We start from the raw sequence: 20,064 nt of genomic DNA, 5'->3' as shown, positions 1-20,064 counted from the left end.
AGTCAGCTGCAATGGCGCGGCCACTCGTACTCCCCTTCTGCATCAGGTGATGACCCTGCCCATGTGCCGCATGCTCTCGGCGGTGCTATGGGGTGTCAGAGAATGCCCTGTCCTGGCTCCACTGCACTGTTGAGCAGGTGGTTGATGAGTTGTTCGGTCTCCGTCTCGAGTGAGCAGTCCAATGTCTGGTTGATGTGCTGGATGCGGGTGATGGCGGTGTGCAGGCCGGAGCGGTTCCCGCGTGCAGCCTCAAGACGCATCCAGTCCCGGTACAGCAGCTCTGCCGTCTCGTCTGTCTCGAGGCCGGTCGCGACGGCTTGGCGCGCGGCGTTGAGGTCGTGGTGGGGGCCTGCGGGTGTGCGGTGGGTGGCCACGGTGTGGGCGACATCGATGATCCGCGTGATCATTTCCTGCTGGTGGGGCTCGGCCCATGGCAGTGGCCGGCCGCCGAACGGCTTGCCCCGCACCAGAGTCAGGGCCTTCTCCAAGTCGGTCAGGCCGGACGGTCCCAGCGGCAGCGCGCGTTCGACGAGGTGCAGGAAACGGGTCCAGTCGCAGCGCACGCCGGGAGCGAGCCGGTAGGGGTCCTCGCCCGCTTTGCGACGCGGCACGTAGAGGCTGCCGGACGAGTCGCTGCCCAGGGAGCTGCGCAGGCCCTGCATCCGCGCGTTGAGGGTGCTCGTGGACCATGGGCTGAGGGGATCCATGTCGGCACATAGGACATCCGCGCTCCGGCCGGGCCGGAAGTACAACAAGGCGGCCAGCTGCGCCATCCTGGGACCGTGGCCGGTGCTGTCCACGCCCGTCACCTCAACCGGCCCCAGCACCCGGATCTCCGGGGCGTGCAGGCCCTGCCCCTCGCATTCTTTCGCCTCCGGCCCCGCAGGTTCCTCGGCGTCGGCCCCCGGATCGTCAGACTCCGCTGCCTCTGCAACGTTGATGGAGTCCGCAGCAGTCGGGGAAGCCGGGGCCGAAGGCACCGCTGCGTCGGTGTCCGATCCGGTGTCGTCGTCGACCCGGGTCGACGACGCGGCGGGGGAGAGGAGACGGAGCCCAGACGGATCGGTGCTGGCGGCGAGTAGGGCCGGGAAGACCTCGCCGCTCACATCCGTTGCCGCCGCCGGCGAAGGAATCGAGGTGGCAACGGTTGCGGGCGCGAAATCCTCCAGCGACACCTGCTCGGGCTGTTCCACGCTGTCGAGCTCGTCCGGGACGTCCTGCCAGGGCCCCTCGGCCGGGTAGGACGGCTGCCCGGACACCTTCAACGCGGTGGCGATCTGCAGGTAGGCGGAGTGCTCCAGGCGCTGCACCGTGATGTCGGTGCCGACATGCTCGAGGTTCTGCGGCTCGCTGAGAGAGGCGTTGAGGATCTCCGCCTCGGGGAAACGAGCGGCCGCGGTGCTCGCCGGGGCGATCAGCGTGACGGGTACCGCCCCCGCCCGGTCGATGACGTCGGCGAACTGCCAGGCCGTGTCCTCGTTTAGGGATGACGCGCACAGCAACAGATACGGGTGATGCTGGGTTTCGGGCATCTGGTGCGCTTCCAGCAGGCGTTCGCTCAGATGGCGTAGCGCGTGCGCGGCCTGGCGCACGTGGGCGATCCGCGCGGTGGGCAGCAGTTGCGGCAGGTCCTCGCCGAACCCCACGGTGACGACCTCGACTTCGGCCGCCCACGGACTCATCCCGAGTTCCAGCGCGAGCGAGGTGCACACCTCGGTGATATGGACCGGGTTGCCGTCCAGGAGTAGCGCGGGCAGGGCGGCGAGGTTGAGCAGCAGCAGGTCGCCCGTCTCGGTGTTGCCGATCGTGACCAGCCCCGGATAGGGTGCCGGCACGTTGCGGGCTGTTTCCTCGTCCAAGAGGGCGGCATCAGCGGGCAGAACCCACCAGCCGCCCCGCCCGGCAGTGAAGGGCGCTACCGGTTCCTGGGCGAGGTCCTCGGGCAGCACCTGAACCGCACGGGTCCCGATCCGGGCGGCCCGCAGCGGCGGCAGGACCGTGTCGGCCTCCTTCTCCTGCTGGGCCACGTGGTGGGCCAGGGTCCGCAGCGCCACGTCCAGACGGGCAGCACCGCCGGTCTCGGCGGCCGCCGCCAACTGGGCCTCCGCGGCGGACGTCTCCGACGCGATGGCGATCTTCTCGCCCGGCTTGCGGCGCCTGCGCTGCAGCGTCCTGCGCAGGGCGAGCGCACCGGTGACGGCGGCAGCAAGCAGCGCGCCAGCGCCGAGCACGATGCGCAAGTTCAGTGGGCTGCTGGCCGGAGCTGTCGCCGGGGCCTTGGGCGCGGGGGAGGAGCCGGCGGAGCTGGACGGCTCGGCCGACATGGAGGGGGAGGCAGCCGAAGCCGAGGCGCTGACGCTGGGCTCGGGCGTCGTGGACGCTGCCTCGGACGGAGAGGACTGGTCCTGCCCGGGCTGCTCGGCAAGGCGACTGGACGGTGCGCTGGGCCCCGACGACCGCGGTGCAGGCGCCTGGGTGTGGCTGGGCGCGAGCGCTGGTGCATTCCCCGTGCCGTCGCCCGGAGCCTGCGTGCCGTGAGGGTTCTGGTTGGCCGGGGGAGTGGTTTCCTGGCTGCCCGACTCCTCAGCTGGGTCGCGGTCTCGGGGCGGCGGGTCGGGTTGGGCACCGGGCACGGTGACCTGCTGCCCCGCGTAGATGACGTCGGGATCGGTGATCTCGGGCAGGCCGTGCGGCTGGGGCCTGCCCTGGCTGGCCGCGAACAGCTGCGGCCATTCGTCGCCGTCGCCGAGCTCCTCCTCTGCGATCTTCGACAGGAAGTCGCCCGAGTGGACCGTGACGACGTGCCCACCCTTGTCGTCGGCAGCGGGCGCGCCGTCACCCAGCTGCGTACGGACGCCTCCCACAGCCGCAGCGGTCTCGGGCATCTGAAGCTGCCAGCCGGGCTGCAGAAAGCTGTTCGCGCGGAAGACCGTGCCGTCGACCATGGTCCGGCCCTCGTTCAGGTCGGCGATCTCCCTCCACCGCTCACCGTCCCCCAACTCCCGCTCGGCGATGCTCCACAGACTCTCCGCAGGCCGCGCCTCCCGGACCGTGTAGGTGTGGGCGCGCGGTGTGCTCGCGGCGGAGGCCTGGGACTGACGGGTATCGGTTGCCTGCGGGGCCTGGGCCTGTCCGGGGACGCGGGCCGCCGTCGGGGCTGGTGCGGCCTGGGCATCGGAGGCCAGCGCCGAACTCGTGGGCAACAGCACCAGAATGCTGCCGATCAGAAGGGCCGCGGCACGTTGTGAGGCGCCCAGTCCGCGCGGCACATGCCAGGTCCGGCCGCGCAGCTGCGCCAGCAGCTCGCGTACGGCGCAGAACGTGAACTGCGCCCATCCGATCCACCCGATCGCGACGAGCAGCAGCAGGAACGCCGCGCCGGTGTCTTGGCGGTCCAGCAGGTGCGTGAGGTCGTCATGGGTGTAAGCCCAGATGACGGGGGTGACCCAGGCCAGCAGGGCTGGCAGCCCCGCGACCACGGCGGCCAGGACGAGAAGACTCAGGCCAGCCTTGAAGAGTCTGCTCAGGGTTCGGCGGGCCGCCGCTGCAGGGGAGTGGGTGGTGCGCATCAATTTCCTTCAGGAGCTGTGACGCCGTGCAGGAGGGTGGCCTGGCCATGGCCGGTCACCGACAACGAGCCGATCCCGACCGCCGACAGGAATTTGGTGTCGTAGGAGCCGGTGACGGTGACCGTGAGCGTCTTGCCGTCGTCGGAGATGCTGACGGTGCCGGTGGCGCCGGCAGCGCGCAGATAGGCCTGAGCGGCGGCCTGGGCGGCCTGCGGATCCACGGCGATCTTCTTGCCACTGATGGCGCCTGCGGGATCGACGGCCTGGCCGCCGGCGCGGGCGGCTTCACCAGCGATGTAGTCGGCGTGTTCGGTGGCGCGCATTTTGCTGCCGCCGTCGACGGTGAGGCCGATGATGCCGATCAGCGCAACCACGCACACGGCAACGAACACCGTGACTCCACCTCGGTCATCTCGGTGCGCCCGCAGCAGCCGTCGTCTGGTCATCAATCCCCCCGCTGCCGGTACTGATCCACCACCGAGGTCGCCGTCGAGGTGAGGGTCTTGGCCCCGGGTACGCCCGGCAGCAGCAGATCGGACAGGCTGACCGTGCACGTCACGGTCACCGTGACGGTCCCTACCTGGCCCACGGGCACATTCAGGCCGCCAGCGTTGACGCTGACCGACGTCGAGGCGCACTTGATGCCCTGGTCGTTCAGGGACTCGGCGGCCGCCGCCTGCGCGGCACCCTGGGCGGCCGCCGCCGTGCGGTGAATGGACGCCTCTCTCGCCGCATCCTCGGCAGCAGCGTCGATCTTCGAGCCGGACGTGACGATACGGCCGCCGGCGATCGCCAGGCAGACGAACATGATGAGCGCCGGGAGGACGATGGCCGCCTCGATCGCGACGCTGCCCTCATCGCTGCGGACTCTTCGAGCCCAACGGCTCAGGTGTCGCACGTGATTCACTCCCCCGGGACCGTCCAGCGCTCCACCGGCCCCGAAGCGGATTGGGTGACCTGCAGACCTGAAAGGCCCGGGATCATCGACATAGCCGTGCCGGAGACCTCGACCCGCACGCGCTGTCCGTCGCTGCTCACCGAGACGCTGTAGCCGCGCAGGCTGTCACCCGCTGTCCGCTCCAGCACGCTTCGTGCCCGGGCCGCACCGTCGCCGGGGCCCGCCTGGTAGGCGCGGGCAGCGGTGGCTCCTTCCCGCGCAGCGGTCAGGGCGATCTGGCGTGCGAAGTACCACATGGAGGCCTGGATGACGGCGATTGTGGCGAGCAGTACGACGGGGAAGATGATCGCCATCTGGATGGAGGCGTCGCCGCGGTCGTCGCGCCGTTGGCTTCGCCACCGGGCGTGCGGCCGCTTCGGTGGGGACATCACAGCCCGGTGAGCTTGTTGTTGTACTTGCCGATCACGATGGCGATGGTTCCGGCGATCAGTAGGGCGCCGGTGACGGCGGCTACCCAGATGATCACGGTGGTGATGCTGATGTCGCCTCGGTCCGGCCGGCGCCTGGCTTCCTGAAGGCTTTCCTCGAAGCGGGTCCTGAGCCAGTGCACGGCACCGTGGGTGCGGGTGGCGATGTACCTCATGACGGGTGCTCCTCAAAAGGGTTCGTCGAGTTGTGGGGTGTTAGACGGTGAGCATGCGGATCACCGCGGGGAACGCCATCAGCAGCATCACCAGCACGGCGAGCAGGGCACCCGGGGCGGTCATCTTCTCGCTGGCGGTGTTCGCTTCCGCGGCCTGATCGGCGAGCAGTTCGGCGTTGAGGGCGGCGGTGCGGGCCCGCAGCGCCTTGTAGACGGCGGCACCGTCGGTCGCCGATCCCCGCATGATGTCGGCGACGTCGACCAGGACGGGCAGGTCGTACTCGGCGGCGAGTTCGGTCAGTGCCTGATAGGGCGGGATCTTCTCCAGCCGGGCCCGGCGCAGCGCTCCCTGCAGGTAGAGGAAGGGCCAGCCGCTGCCTACCTCGGCGGCCTTCTCTAGCGCCTCCGCAGGGCCGGCGTCGGCGGCCCGCTTGAGGGCAACCAGGTCCAGGTAGGCGGACAGGGCGTGCGCGAACTCCTCCTGGGCCCGCTTGGCCTGGTCCCGCACGGCGAGATCGGGTGTGATGAACAGCAGGACCGCGAGAAGGAGCCCGACACCGCCAGGCACGTAGAACGGCAGAGAGACACCCGCGATGATCCACGGGACCGTTGCGACCATCGGGCAGAGCAGGCCGAGTCCGGCGAGCAAGGTCTTCTTCAGCATGAACTGGCCCGGGCCCTGTCCGAGCAGGGCCAGGTTCGTTGCCGGAACGCGCACGCCGGGCAGGCGCTCGAGGCGGGCCAGGAGCCAGCGGCCCCACCGTTCCTCGCGGTCCAGTTCCGGCTCGGGCATGGTCAGGGTGGCTGGGGCGCTGCGCGCGAGCGCCGGCGCCAACGCGGGCTGGGGCCGGAGCAGTTCCCGCACCAGGAGTGCCAGGCCGGCGCCGACGGTGCCACCGGTCAGCATGGCAGGAAGCAGGTTCATGAGGTGACTTCTTCCGGCTCACGGCCTGCCACGGGCAGGTCGGGCTCGCCAGCGGTCAGGGGCGCGGGCAGCCGGACCGTGCTGGTCGGGTCGGTGACCAGGAATCGTGGAACGCGGCGGAAGGATCCCATTTGCCGCATCAAGGCGAGCACCCCGATGAACCCCGCCGTCAGGAGAGCGAGCACCAGCTGACCGAGCAGCGTGGAGTAGGGCTTGGTGTAGGAGGGCACGACGAACCCGGCCACCACCACGCCCACAGTGATGATCGTCATCCATCGCACGGTGGTCCGCGGCTTGGCACGGTCCGCCTCGATCGAACGTTTACGGGCGACCTCGTCGCGGACGGTGCCCGACAGGTCCTCAAGCGCCTGTGCCAGGCCGGGGCCGCGGTCGTTGACCGACAGGATGAGCGCGGCGACGACCTTGTCCGCGGTGACATCGTCCAGCTCCTCGGCGAACGCGCGCAGCGCCTCCTCCGGACGCCAGCCCAGACGCAGCCGGTCGGACAGGGTGACGATCTGCTCGGTGAGTTCCTCCGGTGCCCCCTGACGGCTGGTGATCATCGCCTGTTCCAGGCCCATGCCGAGGCGCAGCAGACCGGCCAGCCTCTGGGTCCACTCGCTCATGGCCTCCAGCTGGCCGATGCGCGCCTGGGCCATCTGCGCCGGGGTGATCAGCCAGGGCACACCGACCACGGCGGCGCCGAACAGCGCACCCCCGACGAAGTTCCCCGAGGCCACCCACACGGCTACGAAGACCGCGACCGAGGCGACGGCGAGGGTCCACCGGCGCATCCGGGCGTCCTCGCCCTGATCTTTTCTGGCGCGCAGCTCCTGCCATCGCTGCCGCAGCGGGGCCCGGCGCGGCGCCGCGGTCCCCACCACGCCGGCCACGACGCCGATCAGCCCACCTATGACGGCCATGCCGCACAGCAGCGCCCACAGCAGGATCACCGGACCGCCCCCACCTTCAACGGCAGCGGTGCGGGCCAGGCACCGTAGGGCTGCTGCAGCAGCGCGGAGTCGAAGCCGACGCGCCGCAGGTCATCGATGCAGCCAGGGTCCATCCGGGGCACCGCCCGCAGCTCCCCGAACTCGGTCCCCGGCGAGAAGACGGAGTTGGTGGCGGGACGGCCCATCTCGCCGATTCCCGTCAGCTCCAGGACGTGGGAGACATAGCGGTGGCGCCGGCCGCCGATCCGCGTCTCATCCGTCATGTCGACGTACACGATGAAGTCCAGGCCATTGGCGGTCTGCCGGTAGGCGAGCTGCTCGGACAGGTTGCCCTGGGCGAGCGCGTACAGCTCGGCGACCCGGTCGAAGATGATGTCCGGGCGGCGGGCGTGGATCGTGCACAGGTTGCCGCCCGACCCGTTCGTCAACGCCTGCATCATGGCCACGACTTCCGGACCCCGGACCTCACCGACCACGATCCGCTCCAGCGACATCCGCAGCGCCGGATGCATCAGGTCCAGGAGCGTGATCTCGCCGGCACCGCGGCCGGTGACGTCCCGCTCCCCGTTGGACTCGCGGCCCACCAGGGAGACCACCTGCCGGTGGTAGCCGTTGGCGTGACAGAACAGCTCGTCCTCGGTCTGGATGGTGGCAAACCGGCACTCCGGGTCGAACTCCTTGAGCATCGCCCGCAGCAGGGTCGTCTTCCCGGCCTTCTGCTTACCCGCGATCATGACGTTCTTCTCGGCGCGCACGCACGCGCCGAGGAACTCCCGCAGGACCGAATCGATCGTGCCCAGTCGCACCAGGTCGTCGAGATCGGCGTGGGAGACCCGGTGCCGGCGGATGACCGCATAGGTCATCGGGCCCAGCCCCGTTATCGCCTGCAGCCGGGAGCCGTCCTGCAAGGACAGGGCCAAGGTGGGGTTCGCGGTGGAGATGGTGCGCTCGCTGTGCCCGGAACTCCGCGCCAGCTCGCGCAGCAGGTCGAGTAGTTCTTCCTCCGAGTCCGCGATCGGTCCCACCCTGCGGCGTTCGCCGTCGCCGTAGTCGAGCCATATCTCCTGCGGGCCCTGGATGATGATGTCCTCGACCCGGTCGTCGTCCAGATAGGGCTGGAGCCGGCCGGCCCGGTACAGCAGGTCGTACACGGCGCGCCGCAGCGCCTCGTCCTCCTGCGGAGTGGCCGCGTGCGCGTCCGACCACAGCGCGACGGCCTCGTTGATCCAGTCCAGGCACCGCTGCTCTTCGCTGGCCCGGTCCATGTCCGGGGCGGTCTTCAGCAGCTCCTCACGCTGCTTGGCGACCTGGGACGCGATGTGCCGGGCAACGCCGTAATCGACGGTGATCTGCGGCGTGGTGGCACCGAGCCCCCGTGTACTGGAGGCAGCACCGGAAGGGGTTCCGCTCACCTGGTGCGGCCATGCCTGCGGGGGACGCCCGGGGGGCGGGGCCACGGTCGGATCGGAGTGCAACGGCCTACCACGCACGGGTCACCTCACCTGCCGCAAACGCGCCGCGCGGATCGAGGCGCGCCCGCCGTACTGCAGCCCGCTGGACCAGCAGGGCGCTGGCCGTGCGGGCGGCCTTCATCAGCGGCGATTTGGTGAAGTGCCGTGGCTGCTCGGCCCCGTCGGACAGCACACGAGCTTCCTTCGGCGCACACGGCAGGGTCGCCACCACCGGCGCCTGCAGAACCCTCTGCACTTCGCCCGCCGGGTAGGGGCCCTCGTCGATCACCATCAGCCCCACCTCTCCGACACGCTCCTCCAACGCGCTCACCCGAGCCTGGGCGGCTTGCAGGCAGCGAAGCGTGTTACGCACCACCACGACCACGGCATCGGCCTGCTCGGCCAGGACGCCGCAGGGCCCGAACGCTCCTCGGCGGCCGAGGTCGATCAGGACATCGTGGCCGTGTTCGACCTCGATGCCACGGAAGATCACGGCCAGGGACTTCCACACCGAGCCCAGGCTCGCCGCCTGGGCGGGATCGGTGATGCCCGGCAGCAGCAGCCGGTCACGCGGCGAGTCCTGCTTGCCGTCATCGCTGCTCAGGTCGATCAGCTGACGCCAGAAGGCATCGCCGAACTCGCCCTTGCGGGCCGCCACCGAGAGGTTACGCATCCCGTATCGGTCGCCGAGCGTGCCCTGCAACAGCCCGTGCAGCACCGCCCCGCCGTCCGGATCACACTCGGCCAGGACCATCCGCCGGCCTGGTTCCAGCGGCCACGACAGCAGCAACGCGAGAGCGCTCGTGGTCACGCCGGGCGCGCCACTGCAGCCTGCCAGCGCGATCACAGCCATCAGCTACCGTCCGGGGCAGCGAGAACCAGGTGCAGGGCGCCCGCCGACACCCACGCGGCAGCCATGGGGCCGTCCTCGGCAGAAGTAGCGACGTCGACGACCACGATCCCAGTGCCGGGTGCGGCCCCAGACGCCTTCACGACCCGCCCCTCGACAGTCCGCGGCGACGGCTCGGACGACTTACCCGTGTCCGGCGCCTGCCCCTGGGCCGGCACGTGGACCAACTCCACCTTCTGACCCGGCACCAGCGCCGTCGCCGGAACCTGTTCGGGCTTGAGCCCGATCGGCACCAGCTGCTCGCCGGCCTTCACCAAGGAGTCCTTCGTCACCTGCGACGGCGCCAAGAGGGAACCAGGCCTCAGCTCCACAGCGGCCCGCCTACCCACCACCGAATCCAGGTTGTCAGCGCGCACCGCCTTCACGGCAGGGTCCAGGGCGAGAGAGGCCTTGCCCAGGTCGTCCTCCGTGAGGACCTGCCCGACCTGGACGTCGCGGACCACAGTCACGACCTCGGTACGGTGGCCGACCTGGAGCACCAGGACGGCGACACCGGCCCCTCCCGCGGCGATGAGCGCCAGTGACAGCGCGATCACACCAGGCCGGCGACGGCGGGCTGACACCCGCGGGGGAGTCACGGGGCCGGCCACGCTGCCCTGCTGGGGAAAGCCGTTTGAGCTGGCGGCGTTTGCACGTTCTTGGGTCTTGCTCAACGCTCCATCCTTCCGGCGTGCTGTCTATCGGACTACCTGTAGCTCACCGACCGCTACTTGTTCCTGGGACTGTCTGACCTCAGTGAACTGGCCCGTTTCTCCGCCGTCGTTCACCTGCCAGTCCACGGTCCAGATGGCGGTCGCAGCCACGGTGTACTTCCCGCCGTGCCTGGATGCCGACGTACGTGTATAGGTGTGACCGCACGTCGGCGAGTCCTGCTTGCCGTACGAGGCCACGTATTTGGTGCCTGGGCCCTGACACGTCACAGTGCCGCCATCGCCCATCGCCCAGTCGATCCTTGTGACTTTGGCAGTCGCGGTGACGGTGACGCCCGCGAGCGAAGCCGACGCCGTGTTCGGCCCGTAGGTTGTGGGGCCCTGATTGGCCCACATCCACACGGGCATTCCGACGAGGTAGCGGCCCGTGGGTGTGGGGCTGGCAATGTCCGGACCAGTCAAAAGCATCCGGTCTACGGCTTCCCGGGCGAGTTGTTCTGGATCCACGTTGACGGCCGGTGCCTCAGCGGCCCAGAAGACGCCAGGGAGCGCGTCCGCTCCTGCTGCCTGGCCGAGAGCGTCGCTGAGGCAGACCCGGGCGTAGATTGCGCCGTCTCCAGGCTTGTGGCCCTTCCATACGGGATCGCTTGCTGGAGGCTGTGGATCCAGGCGTTCCACCACGCACGTCTGCGGGTGAGGCTCGGAGTCTCTCCTCCCGCGCTTGCCGGACGGCTTCTGGTTCTCACCGTGGCCTCGGCCTGGCTGCTGCCGACAGACCGTGACCCATGAAGGCTCCCCCTCGCAGTGGCCGCCGATGACCGGACCGTCATCGGCTGAGGCCGAGGGGGCAGCGAGGGCACACAGAACAATCAGCAGCACGGCCGACGTCGATGCTGCACGGGTCAGCACGTTTTCGTCCCGTCTGGCGCGGCATCGGTGATCATCCACTGCTTCCCCCACTTCTCCGCTGACACAGTCGTGAGGTACCGCAGAGGCTGATTCGGTGGGAAAGGCTTGACCTGCCCTGTGTTCCTCTTCACTGTCTTCCAGTTCGAAATGTCGAGGCAGTCTCGGAGGCTGGCCTTGGGGATCTTCCCAGTGAGCGTCAGCGAGGTGACTTCAACCTTGTGACCAGGGCGGCCCGTGGTGGCCGTTCCCGCCTTCTGCATCACCAGCAGGTCACCCATGGCGCGCGTCAGCGCCCTCTCTGTGGCGTACTTCTTCAGGCCGGTGCCCTTGATATCGGCCCGCGTGTAGGCCTTGACCTGCTCATTCCAATAGGAGTCGTAGGCCTGCAGGACGGCCGTCTTCTCCGCGGCTTCAGGGTCCGCCGACGCGGGTTTCGTCGTTGACGGAACAGCGGCGGCGGTCTGGTTTCCCTTGTCCTTGTCCTGCGATGAGCCGTCCCCGCCGCTACACCCGGACAGGGCGACCAGCACGCTCACGCCGAGCAAAGCGGTTGCGGACATGCGGATGCGAACAGGGCCGAGCCTGGTTCGGAGTCGTGCTGCTCGTGTCACCTTGTCTCCCTGTACGGCGCGATTCGCGATGATCGGTGTGCTGGGTGCCGGCAGGCGGCAACCCACCACAGTGGCTGGATCAAGCTGCTGTGATGTGTCTGTGTAGTCGCCAGATTACGCATGCGCCTGTCAACTTCCTAGCGACTTCTTTGAGTTGACTCGCGCAACTCGGGATGTAACCGGTCACTTTCGAAACCGGATGTCGATTTGTAGTTCTGGGCCTTCGCTTGTTCCAATCGCAACCCGACCGGGTCGAACTGGCCGTACTCCGCCCGAGTGTCTCCTGCTCGCAGAAGGAGGAGACCGACCCGTCGGTTCTGGAGGCATTGACGGCTTCTCGTAGGCGCCTGGTTCCGAAGGCGTGGCCGTTGTACCGCGTCGGGTATCTGGCCGCCGATTCACAGATCGGTCCAGGGACGCGGTTCGCCGCCGGCCAGAGGCACCCAGACGTCGCCGGTGGGCCCCTGGTTTTCGAGGTCGTCGAGGACGGCTGCCCCCAGTGGGACTTGCCGGGCCAGCGTGCCCACGAGGGGGTGCTCGGCCACCATGGCCTGCAGGTCGTTGATCCGGTTGCCCAGGACGTACCGGGAGGCCCCGGTCAGGACGAACAACACCCGGGGAAAGACGGGATACCAGCGCAGCCACACCGCCCCGGTAGCGGCGGGCTGCCGCGAGCGTGTCCGGCCGACGGGCTGCGGCTCGTACGACCACAGCCGGGCGTACTCGATCAGCTTGGAGGCGAGCCGCTCACTGCCCATGGTCGTCCGGTCGACCTCGACAAACGCCCGCAGCTTCGTCCGCTCCTCGTCACCGATGAGGGTGTAGTGCATCACCGCGTCCGTGATGATCCGCTCGCCGTCGCTGAGCGGGTGGGAGACCTCCGGTGTCCAGTCCAGGTGGCCGTGTTCGTCGCCGCGCCGGCGGGCGTCGGTGACGAACGCGAGGTGGGTGCGGACCACGGTCAGGGTGTGCGGGGTCTTCAGCGAGGCCGCCGTGGCCGAGTTGATCGGGTACGCGGGACGTCCGCGCAGGGCCGGGAAGTCCCGGGTCAGCCGTGCGCCCTCGCTCGTCAGGTACCAGGCGCGGGACCGGTTGGACTGTGGCAGCACCGTGTAGTCCACCAGGCCGTCGCGGCGCAGCTTGTTGAGCGGCGCGGAGACGGTCTGCCGCGCTGCGCCGGGCCGCAGCAGCTCGTGGAGCTGATTCGTGGTCGCCATCCGGTGCTGGCCGAGCACGGCCAGGAGCAGATGCGGCAGCGGCTCGACCGGGCTCGGCGTACGGCCGGACGGCATGGTCTCGAAGGTGGTGGTCACTTGTATCCCTTCTTCTGCAGATGGACGGCCGGCTTGGCGGCGGAGGAGTGCTGGGCGAGGAAGTCGCTTACGCGGGTGAGCTGGTTAGCGGCCCGGTCGGTGAGCTGGTGAAGGGGGGCGGCGCCGGCCGTGGCTCGGGCAGCGTGCTCCAGTGCCCTGGCCTGGCCCGGGCGGGCGTAGTCGGCGAACACCTCGTCCAGGTGAGGGCCGGTGATCTGGACGGGACCGACACGACGGCCCTCGACGGTCAGCGACATGTAGTGCTCGAACCGGTCCAGGCCGGCGACGACGTCCGGGCTGGGGGTGTCGCCCCACTCTGCGGTGATGGGGGCGATGGCGGACTGCGAGCCCGCGGTGGAGGCCAGGGTGGAGGCGTTCTGGAGCAGCGACAGCCGCACCGCCTGGGGTAGGCGGCCAAGGAGCTGGGTCATGCCGTGGACGTGGACCTTGTACTTGCGGAAGTCCTCGAACATCGCAGCGATCGTCTCCGGGGCCGCGCCCGTGAGGGTGATCAGCTCGTCGAAGTACGGGCGGAACGGCACCCGCCGCTCTTCCGCGGTGTCCCTCCTCGAGCGCACGGCCCGCAGCAGGTCCCGGGCCAGCAGCGCGGTGATCAGCCGGTCGGTGGGCCCGTTACCGCCCGGGCACACCCACACGATCATCCGCGAGTCCATCGCGGCACGGATGTTGTAGATACCAGCCGGCTGACCGAGGAACGCCCGGGTGACGGGGTTGGCGGCCAGGCGGGCGATCGGGTTGAGGACGACGGCGAACGCGTCGGTGGGCAGCGTCGGGAACACCGTCCGCCACCATGAGCGGGTCTCCTCGTCCAGGCGTGTCTCGACCGCGGTGAGCGCCGTCGTACGGAAGATCGGGTCGGTGAGCAAGGACCGCATGTGAAAGACCGTGGCTTGGTCCTCCGGCCGCCCGGCCAGGCAGGCGGCCTCGTTGACGGCCACCAGCACCGCCAGAGCGGCGGTGAAGATGGTGAGCGCGCGGGGAGCGGTGGCGTCGTCCCAGCCGAGCACGGACGCGTAGGCGTCTGCGGTCGCCTCGACGACCTCGTGCGCGACCTGGCCCTGGTGCATGCCGATCGGATTCCAGCAACTGAGCTGCGGAGCGGGCCCGCTGGCGTTGAGATCGATCAGCGCTACACGCGACATCAGGTTGTCGTGGGCGAGGAACGGCAGGGCACGCGGCCACGAGTCGCGGTGCGGGTCGACGAACATCAGCCCGCCGCCGGCATGCGCCCAGCCGATCGCCTGGCCAAGGGCGCGCTCCGTCTTGCCGCCGCCCGCCTTGCCCACCCCGACCTCGAACAGCGTCTCCTTGGCGTAGGTGGCGACCAGGCGTCGGCGGCCGTCCGGGCCGCGGTAGATCCCCTGCAGCAACAGCTCGGGATCCCCATGCGCGAACGTCGGCAGGTCTCCAGCGAGCAGAGGCAGACGGCAGTGCGCCGTGGGCGGCTTGAGCAGGCCGGTCAGCTCTTCCAGCCGGACCCAGTTCGGACGGGGTGGCTGGCAGTGCCCCAGAGCCCAGCGGCGTTCGAAGCCGCGCCGGCTGGGCCAGCGGTCCGCCCCGAACCGCCAGGGGCCTACCCTCCAGCCCCGCATCGCCCAGCGCGAACCGCCGCCGAACACATCCAGGGCGGCCTGGAGTTGAGCGAGCCGGGCCTGGGCGCGGCCCTCGGTGTTCGACGCGCACATCACCAGCAGCTGCACCCGCACCAGGTGGTCGTCCCCGGCGAGCTTGCCCAGCGCCTCCTCCGGGTCCACCCGGCGCGGGACGGGAGGCATGACCAGCCGGCGCCCACCTCCCCCCTGCTTGCCGGATACCAGTTGCTGCAGCTGCCAGGTGAGCGAGTCCTCGATGCCGGTGGCGTCCTGCCGCACCCACCGCGCGGCCCGCTGGGCCTCCCGCCGCTCCGCGCGACGCGCGTTGCTCATCAGCTGCATACGGCGCGCCCGCAGCGCCCACTTGGGGGCGCGCTGGATGTCGAGCCGGATCTCGGCAAGGTCCCCCAGCTCGGCACGGAGGTCCGAGACGGCGTCGATCAGCGGCTGCAACGGATCCGGGCTCAGCGGAACCTCACGCAGGGGTGCGGTCGGCTTGCCGCGCAGGATGAACTCCGCCCGCACCACGTGATCACGGGGCTTGTCGACGAGGGGACGGGCCCGGTTCACGGTGACGGCCGGACCGAACGGCGTGATCGACAGAAGGCGTTCGCCGCCGGCCGGGCCCTCGATGCGATAGCGCAGCGGGCTGGAGCCGTCGGCGCGCAGCCGGATCTGCACCGCCTTCGACCGGCGCGGCGCCCACCACGGCATGCTCGTCGAGGCCCGGGCGAGCTGAACACCCCGGCGGAAGATCTCCTCCAGACCAGGGTCGAAGTGCCGCGACGGAACGAGCTCCAGCGCCATCCGTTCGGCCGAGGCCTTCCGCGCCAGATGGCGCACCACCGCCTCGCCCGCGGCCCAGACCGCGAGGGCGGCCAAGGCCACCACCCACCAGTTTGTGATAGCCCAGCCGACGGTGTGAACGATGCCGGAGATGAGGCCGAGCACCTGTCTGGTCAGGTATGGGGCTTGGGAGTCCACGTGGACGCCCCCTTCTTTGTCGTGGTGCGGGTGAAGTGCCAGTCGGTGATGCGGCCGTCGGTGAAGGTGCCGCCGCGGTCGGTACCGGCCCACACCAGGTGCACCACCGCCTTGTCCGGGCTGCCGTCGCGGCGGGCGATCGCGGCCTGGATCCGGAAACGGGCGGTGGCGAACGCCGGCGCGAGGCCCTGCCATGAGGCGGGGAAGACCGCAGGCCATCTCGCGCGGCCGATCCCGGTGGCGTCGGCGCGCAGAAGGTCGCGTCCTGATGCCAGCAGTTCGCGTGCGTCGCGGGAGGAAAGGTCTGGGGGCCACGCGGCCTCCAACGCCTTTTGGATGGTCGCGTCGCCGGCCGGGCCTTCGCCGTGCGGCGGCAGTGCAGACTCAAGGACCGCCGGTGTCGACGCGGCGGGCGTCGAGACAGACGTGCCGACGGTCGGCTGGTCAGTGGTCGGCGTAGAGGCCGCAAGTGACGGATCCGTCGTTGCGTGAGCAGTCGGGGAAGCCTTCGGGACCGGTGGCTCCTGGCCGTGCGGTATGCCGAGGAGGGCGACGCCAGCGACGGCGAGCGTGATGGTGCACAGCACCAGCAGACGCGGTGAGCGCGGGTTGGTGGTCACAGTAGGCGTGCTCCCCCCGCATAGCCCGACATGGCGCTGACCGAGTCCAGCCGGACGACCGTGCCCGGGCGGGCGGCGTTGATCATCTGTCCGCTGCCGGCGTAGATCCCGACGTGATAGATCGTGGAATCGTGTCCAGGGGCGTAGGCAAAGAAGACGAGGTCGCCGGGTTTAAGGGCGCTCGTGCCAAGGCTGGCGGGGATGCGCTGGCCGACGCCGGCTTGCGCGGCGGCGGTGCGCGGCAGGCTGATGCCGGCCTTGGCGTACGCGTAGGTGGTCAGGCCCGAGCAGTCGAATCCCTTGATGCTCGCGCCGCTTTTCCCGCTGGGAGAGCAGCAGAAGCCGTAGGACGGGCCGCCAGCGTTGCCGCCGCCCCATGAGTAGGGCACGCCCCGCTGGGAGAGTGCCGCCTCGATGACGGTGCGGACCTTCTCGGACACGTTCTTCAGGTCGGGGTTCTTGGCCGCCGCCGTGTACTGGTCGATCCAGCCCAGAACGTTGGCGACGTACTCGTTGGAGTGGTTGTACTGGAGGATCGCAGCCTTGAGCTGGGTGCGCCTGGTCAGGTCTCGGCCGTTTCCGCACAGGTAGAGGGCGGCGCCGAGGGCGGCGTCGTCGGCGTTGTGCGGGTCGGCCTTCTGGTCGCCGTTGGCGTCCTTGTCGTTGCCTTCCCAGGTGGAGGGCAGGAACTGGAAGGGGCCGACGGCGCGCTCACCGGTGGCGGTGCCGTCCCAGCGGCCGTTGTCGGTGTCGGGGAAGGCGGTGGTGTTGCCGCCCTGGCCAGAGCCGTTGAGGAGCACCCCGTAGATCTTCGGTCGGATGTCTCCACTGGCGGCGATGTTGCGGCCCACCGCGTGGTTGGACTCGACCTTGGCGATCCCGGCAAGGATCGGCCAGCGCATGCCGTTGCACTTCGGCGCGTACCGGCCGACCTGCACGACGGCCTTCTTGTAGGCGGTCAGCATGCGCGGGGGGATGTCTGCGGCGGTGCCACCGTCGGCGATCCCGCCGTCGTCCTGCCGGGCGGTCTGCAGCGCAACGATCGCGCTGATCGCTCCGGAGACCGGAGCTGCACAGCACACGGCGGTGAACAGCAGCAGAGCTGTCACGCACGCCCATCGCCCGAGACGGCGTCGACTCTTCACTCGTCGTCACCGCCCTCGGGGGCGTCCGGCTGGCTGCGCTGCTGGCGCAGCCGGTCGGCGTCGGCTGCTGTGCGCCGCATCAGCGCCTCCCACCGGGCGCGCGCCTCCTCGCGTGTGGAGCTCCCGGCACCTGAAGGGCCTGGCCTGTTGCCGGCCTGCGATGCGCTGCTGCCTTGCATGCGGCGTGCGAGGTCGGGGTCGACCCGGGCGACATTTCGGATGGTGGCGCGCCGGAGTTCCGCCGGATCGTTCATCAGCCGCTCGAAGCGGTCCAGGGACGGCCCTGGAGCAGACGGGCGGCTGGCGCGGCTGCCGGAGGTCGTGCGTGCGGGTGGCGCCGCTGTCCGGGCACCGGTCGGTCGACCCTGCCCTGAGACGCGCGTGCCAGGCGGCTGCTGCGTGGTTGTGCCGCGAGAGGACGGGACGGCGGAAGATGTTGCGGTGGGCAGTCGGCGGCTGGCCAAGGCGCCGGGACCACCGCGGTCGTCGGTGTGCTCCCGCACGACGCCCGCGACCTGCCGTCCTGCGCCAGCCCAGGCACGGCCGTCCTCGCGCACGGTGTTGCCCCACACCCGCACCTGCTGGCGGGCGTCCTGGGAGTAGCGCGAGCCCCCGGCACGGGTGCGTTGGATGTTGGCCGGCAGACCGACCGTCGCCCCGTAGGCGGCGCGGCCGCCTCGGTGGGCGATGCGGTATCCACGGAAGCGGACCAGCCGGTTGTGGGCGCGCGTCGACAGCAGAGCGCGGTCGGTGTTCTGGTCATGCAGGACTTCGCCGGTGCGGCGGTCGACGATCTGCCCCTCAGCGTTGCGGTAGCGGTCGGGCGGACCCCCGGGCCTGCGCGGCCCCCCGCTGCCCGCACCTGCCGGGCCACCTGTGTTCGGGTCGCCGCCGGCGGTGGGCTTGCGCCACTGGGCCAGCTGCTCTCTGTCCGGGCGGCGGCCGATCAGCATCCAGTACGCGCCCTTCGCGCCGAGCCGCACCCCCAGCCCGCCCACTGCCGCTGCCGCAGTGAGCGGTGCGAGACCGCGCCCTGCCTCGGCGGTGGCATCCGCGAGCATCCCCCCGGTGTCCACCGGCAGACCCGCCCCGTCGAACAGCGAGGTCAACGCCCCCATCAGGCGGTGGCGAGTGCCGAGCAGGCCGAACCGGCCGCCACCGGCGAACATCCGCAGACCACCGCCGTATCCGCCGCGCGCGGCGGGGGAGTTCATGGCGAGGGCTGCGCCGAGTTCGCTGGTGTCGCCGGGCATGTGGGTGCCGCCGACCTTGGCGTAGCGCATCCGCATGGCCATGCGCTGGCCGAACGAGGTGATCCCGGTCAGCAGGCGGCGGTGCCCGGCGGCGCCGGCGATGGCGAGGACGTCGATGAGCAGGATCCGTTCCACCATCAGGTCGGGGCCGTTGGTGATGGTGGCGTCCACGGCGATCCCGAAGAACGGCATGAACGCACAGACCCCGACCAGCATGAGGATGGCGACGCCCCACAGCGACAGCCACTTCCACACCGACTGCCGGGCAGGACCGGGCAGCATGCCGGCCACGAAGGTGACACCGCCGGCTGCGGCGGCGGCCGCGCAGATGCCCTGGGTGGCGAGCAGAACGATGGCGCTGGACAGGAGCATGCCGCAGATGAACAGCGCGGCGACGAGGAGGAGGGCAGCTCCGCCGACCCGCCACCACGTGGGCTTTTCGGCGTAGGTGGCGCAAGACTTGCCGACCGGGCCCGCTCCCTTCATGTCCTGCAGGAAGGCGGAGAACTCCCGGTCCTCGTCGGACACGAGCGCGTGCGAGGCGTCCAGCAACTCGCCGCCCGGCGTCAGGGCTGGCAGCTTGTCGGCCCTGCCGGGTCGGCCGCTGTTGTCGTCCTCGCAGAACTCCTTGGCCGGGCCCTTGACCAGTTCACAGGGGTCAGCCCTCTGGTGGTCCTCGCAGTAGGGCCGGGACGGCGGCGCGAGCTTGTCGCACCCCTTGTTGCTGCCGTCACTGCCGCCGGAGGCCTTGTAGCCGCCGGTGATCCACCTGAGGTGAACGGCGTAGGCCTTGCGGTCGGACGGCTTGGCCGGGTCGAGGATGCGGCCGTACTCGAGCAGCATGAAGGGCTTGACGATCAGCGCGTTGGTGATCGAGTCCTGGATCGGGCGGGCCACCTCGGCGGCGGATACCGGGCCCTCACCCTCCCGCTGCAGGCACTTCAGCTCAGCGTTGCCCGCCATGCCGTCGCATGGGCTGTGGCTGGCGATCTTCCCGCCCCAGTTGTAGGAGTTGACCGAATCCTGCGCGACCTCGGCGGCCACCTGCTGGCCCTGCCCGAGTGGCCCGTCCTGGGCGAGCAGGTAGTCAGGGCGGACAAAAGCGGACGCCGCGATGGCCGCGATCAGCAGAGTCAGGAAAATCTCGCCCAGGCCGCGTGCGACCCTCCCGCGCACGATCATGAAGGCGGCGAACACGAACGCCCACGCCAGCAGCAGTCCCTTCAACCCCAGCGTGTCGACGACGATCCCGTTGTAGACGTCGGCGACCTTCTGCGCCGGCGCGGTGAGGATCTTCAGCAGCGGGAACCGGAAGGCCAGCTCGATCGCCCACCCGGACAGACCCACCAGCAGGCGGATCAGGGTGAACAGCCCGGACAGGGCGAAGGCGAGGGCCTGGCCCTTGAAGTCGACGATCGAGCCGCCCGAAGCGTTCAGCTCGTAGCCGTTGATCGGCACGCCCTCGGAGGAGGTGATGTTCAGCGGGGCGAGCAGGTCCCCGGTCTCGCTGCTGCTGCTCGCCGCGTACACGACCTGGCTGTTCACCAGGAGAAACACGCCGGCCAGCAGCACGACGAACCCGGCCGAACGAAGGGCACCGCGGTCTGGACGGAACAT

17 protein-coding genes are annotated in these 20,064 nt (G+C 70.1%); all 17 read right to left on the bottom strand.

Going from position 1 to position 20,064, the window contains the following annotated elements:
- Positions 1 to 95: 95 nt before the first annotated feature.
- A complete protein-coding gene (locus FB157_RS29780; protein ID WP_145883762.1) occupies positions 96 to 3,569 on the bottom strand; it encodes a LysM peptidoglycan-binding domain-containing protein in 3,474 nt (1,157 codons plus the stop codon).
- Positions 3,569 to 4,015: a pilus assembly protein TadG-related protein gene (locus FB157_RS29775; RefSeq protein WP_145883761.1), complete on the bottom strand. Its 447-nt coding sequence runs from the start codon at positions 4,013 to 4,015 to the stop codon at positions 3,569 to 3,571. Before FB157_RS29775 ends, FB157_RS29780 begins: the two co-directional genes overlap by 1 nt.
- Positions 4,015 to 4,458, bottom strand: a complete 444-nt coding sequence (locus FB157_RS29770) for a TadE/TadG family type IV pilus assembly protein (protein WP_145883873.1) — start codon at positions 4,456 to 4,458, stop codon at positions 4,015 to 4,017. Before FB157_RS29770 ends, FB157_RS29775 begins: the two co-directional genes overlap by 1 nt.
- A 14-nt stretch (positions 4,459 to 4,472) precedes the next feature.
- The gene (locus FB157_RS29765) at positions 4,473 to 4,895 is read right to left on the bottom strand and encodes a TadE family protein (protein ID WP_261386604.1); all 423 of its coding nucleotides are present in this window, start codon (positions 4,893 to 4,895) and stop codon (positions 4,473 to 4,475) included.
- A complete protein-coding gene (locus FB157_RS29760; protein ID WP_145883760.1) occupies positions 4,895 to 5,110 on the bottom strand; it encodes a hypothetical protein in 216 nt (71 codons plus the stop codon). Before FB157_RS29760 ends, FB157_RS29765 begins: the two co-directional genes overlap by 1 nt.
- Positions 5,111 to 5,150: 40 nt before the next feature.
- The gene (locus FB157_RS29755; RefSeq protein WP_145883759.1) at positions 5,151 to 6,035 is read right to left on the bottom strand and encodes a type II secretion system F family protein; all 885 of its coding nucleotides are present in this window, start codon (positions 6,033 to 6,035) and stop codon (positions 5,151 to 5,153) included.
- Entirely contained in the window at positions 6,032 to 6,988 is a 957-nt protein-coding gene (locus FB157_RS29750) for a type II secretion system F family protein (RefSeq protein ID WP_186581740.1), read from the bottom strand. Before FB157_RS29750 ends, FB157_RS29755 begins: the two co-directional genes overlap by 4 nt.
- Positions 6,985 to 8,478 (bottom strand): CpaF family protein, encoded by a 1,494-nt coding sequence (locus tag FB157_RS29745; RefSeq protein WP_145883758.1) that lies wholly within the window; start codon positions 8,476 to 8,478, stop codon positions 6,985 to 6,987. Before FB157_RS29745 ends, FB157_RS29750 begins: the two co-directional genes overlap by 4 nt.
- On the bottom strand, positions 8,468 to 9,292 hold the full coding sequence (locus FB157_RS29740) for a hypothetical protein (RefSeq protein ID WP_145883757.1): 825 nt from the start codon (positions 9,290 to 9,292) through the stop codon (positions 8,468 to 8,470). The genes FB157_RS29745 and FB157_RS29740 overlap by 11 nt, the downstream gene beginning before the upstream one ends.
- On the bottom strand, positions 9,292 to 10,002 hold the full coding sequence (locus FB157_RS29735; protein ID WP_145883756.1) for an SAF domain-containing protein: 711 nt from the start codon (positions 10,000 to 10,002) through the stop codon (positions 9,292 to 9,294). Before FB157_RS29735 ends, FB157_RS29740 begins: the two co-directional genes overlap by 1 nt.
- 24 nt (positions 10,003 to 10,026) lie before the next feature.
- A complete protein-coding gene (locus tag FB157_RS29730) occupies positions 10,027 to 10,677 on the bottom strand; it encodes an ATP/GTP-binding protein (RefSeq protein ID WP_261386603.1) in 651 nt (216 codons plus the stop codon).
- Positions 10,678 to 10,901: 224 nt separating this feature from the next.
- Positions 10,902 to 11,444, bottom strand: coding sequence for a hypothetical protein (locus tag FB157_RS29725; RefSeq protein WP_261386602.1), 543 nt, complete (start codon positions 11,442 to 11,444; stop codon positions 10,902 to 10,904).
- Between the two features lie 473 nt (positions 11,445 to 11,917).
- A complete protein-coding gene (locus FB157_RS29720) occupies positions 11,918 to 12,811 on the bottom strand; it encodes a replication-relaxation family protein (protein ID WP_145883869.1) in 894 nt (297 codons plus the stop codon).
- A gap of 17 nt (positions 12,812 to 12,828) precedes the next feature.
- Positions 12,829 to 15,429, bottom strand: a complete 2,601-nt coding sequence (locus FB157_RS29715; protein WP_145883754.1) for an ATP/GTP-binding protein — start codon at positions 15,427 to 15,429, stop codon at positions 12,829 to 12,831.
- The gene (locus FB157_RS29710; RefSeq protein WP_145883753.1) at positions 15,405 to 16,049 is read right to left on the bottom strand and encodes a hypothetical protein; all 645 of its coding nucleotides are present in this window, start codon (positions 16,047 to 16,049) and stop codon (positions 15,405 to 15,407) included. The genes FB157_RS29715 and FB157_RS29710 overlap by 25 nt, the downstream gene beginning before the upstream one ends.
- Positions 16,046 to 17,158 carry a C40 family peptidase gene (locus tag FB157_RS29705; RefSeq protein ID WP_261386600.1) on the bottom strand — a complete coding sequence of 371 codons (1,113 nt, stop codon included), beginning with the start codon at positions 17,156 to 17,158 and terminating at the stop codon, positions 16,046 to 16,048. The genes FB157_RS29710 and FB157_RS29705 overlap by 4 nt, the downstream gene beginning before the upstream one ends.
- A 32-nt stretch (positions 17,159 to 17,190) precedes the next feature.
- On the bottom strand, positions 17,191 to 20,064 hold the full coding sequence (locus FB157_RS29700) for a hypothetical protein (RefSeq protein WP_145883751.1): 2,874 nt from the start codon (positions 20,062 to 20,064) through the stop codon (positions 17,191 to 17,193).

The sequence above is a fragment of the Streptomyces sp. BK340 genome (assembly GCF_007827595.1).
Taxonomy (GTDB): domain Bacteria; phylum Actinomycetota; class Actinomycetes; order Streptomycetales; family Streptomycetaceae; genus Streptomyces.
The sequence above is the reverse complement of the archived record's forward strand: the minus strand, read 5'-3'. Positions and strand labels throughout refer to the sequence as shown.

Coding starts and splice junctions, on each gene's coding strand:
- FB157_RS29780 (WP_145883762.1), bottom strand. CDS start 3,569: ATGCGCACCACCCACTCCCCTGCAGCGGCGGCCCGCCGAACCCTGAGC.
- FB157_RS29775 (WP_145883761.1), bottom strand. CDS start 4,015: ATGACCAGACGACGGCTGCTGCGGGCGCACCGAGATGACCGAGGTGGA.
- FB157_RS29765 (WP_261386604.1), bottom strand. CDS start 4,895: ATGTCCCCACCGAAGCGGCCGCACGCCCGGTGGCGAAGCCAACGGCGC.
- FB157_RS29760 (WP_145883760.1), bottom strand. CDS start 5,110: ATGAGGTACATCGCCACCCGCACCCACGGTGCCGTGCACTGGCTCAGG.
- FB157_RS29755 (WP_145883759.1), bottom strand. CDS start 6,035: ATGAACCTGCTTCCTGCCATGCTGACCGGTGGCACCGTCGGCGCCGGC.
- FB157_RS29740 (WP_145883757.1), bottom strand. CDS start 9,292: ATGGCTGTGATCGCGCTGGCAGGCTGCAGTGGCGCGCCCGGCGTGACC.
- FB157_RS29720 (WP_145883869.1), bottom strand. CDS start 12,811: ATGCCGTCCGGCCGTACGCCGAGCCCGGTCGAGCCGCTGCCGCATCTG.
- FB157_RS29700 (WP_145883751.1), bottom strand. CDS start 20,064: ATGTTCCGTCCAGACCGCGGTGCCCTTCGTTCGGCCGGGTTCGTCGTG.